General features: G+C 66.5%; 1 protein-coding gene. It reads right to left on the reverse strand.

The window, feature by feature from the left end; genetic code table 11:
* Positions 1 to 1,077, reverse strand: a complete 1,077-nt coding sequence (locus ACWDR4_RS50105; protein ID WP_450418874.1) for an IS630 family transposase — start codon at positions 1,075 to 1,077, stop codon at positions 1 to 3.
* Positions 1,078 to 1,160 lie beyond the last annotated feature (83 nt).

The following is a 1,160-nucleotide window of genomic DNA, read 5'->3' on the forward strand; positions in this document are numbered from 1 at the left end:
CTAGTGTCCTGCGCCGGAGATCCGTCGGCAGAAGCGGGCGAGGGAGTCGAGAATCTCTTCGGCTGTCTTGGTCCAGATGAACGGCTTGGGGTCTTTGTTCCAGTCTTTGACCCAGGCCCGGATGTCGGCTTCGAGGGCCTGAATGTTCTTGTGTGCGCCGCGGCGGATCATCTGGTGGGCGAGGTAGCCGAACCACCGCTCGACCTGGTTGATCCAGGAGGAGCCGGTCGGGGTGAAGTGCAGCTCGAACCGCGGGTGCTTGGCCAGCCAGGCCCTGATCGCAGGGGTCTTGTGGGTGCCGTAGTTGTCCACGATCAGGTGGATCTGCAGGTGTGCGGGGACCTCCTTGTCGATCCGGATCAGGAACTTCTTGAACTCCGCTGCCCGGTGGCGGCGGTGCAGGGCGGTGATGACCTCGCCGGTGGCGACGTCGAACGCGGCGAACAAGGTGGTCAGGCCGTTGCGGACGTAGTCGTGGGTGCGCCGCTCGGGCATGCCCGGCATTATCGGCAGCACCGGCTGGGACCGGTCCAGCGCCTGGATCTGCGACTTCTCGTCCACCGAGAGCACCACCGCACCCTCGGGCGGATTGAAGTACAGCCCCACGACGTCGTAGACCTTCTCCACGAACAACGGGTCCGTCGACAGCTTGAAGGTGTCCGCCAGATGCGGCTTGAGCTGGAACTGCCGCCAGATCCGGCCGACCGTGGACTTCGACAGGCCGCTGTGCTGGGCCATCGATTTCCGGGACCAGTGGGTGGCGTTCTTCGGGAGCTGTTCCAGCGTGGTGACCACGACCGCTTCGACCTGGTCGACGCTGATGGTGGGCGGTCTGCCCGGCCTCGGCTCGTCGGTCAGGCCGTCCAGCCGCTCGGCGAGGAAGCGCCGCCGCCACTTGCGGACCGTGTCCGCGGTCACCCGAAGCTCCCGGGCGACCGCGACGATCGGCGGCACCTCCGGCCCCGCACACGCCAGGACGATCCGTGCCCGCAGAGCCAGGGCCTGGGCCGATGTCGCCCGACGCGTCCACCGCTCCAACACCGCCCGCTCCTCAGCGGACAGCAGCAACGGCACCAACTTGGGGCCCCGACGAGGAACTGACGCACCAACAGCAGAAGTCACACACCAACTAACGATCAACTACTGGCGCAGGACACTAG

The sequence above is a fragment of the Streptomyces sp. NPDC000878 genome (assembly GCF_053599695.1).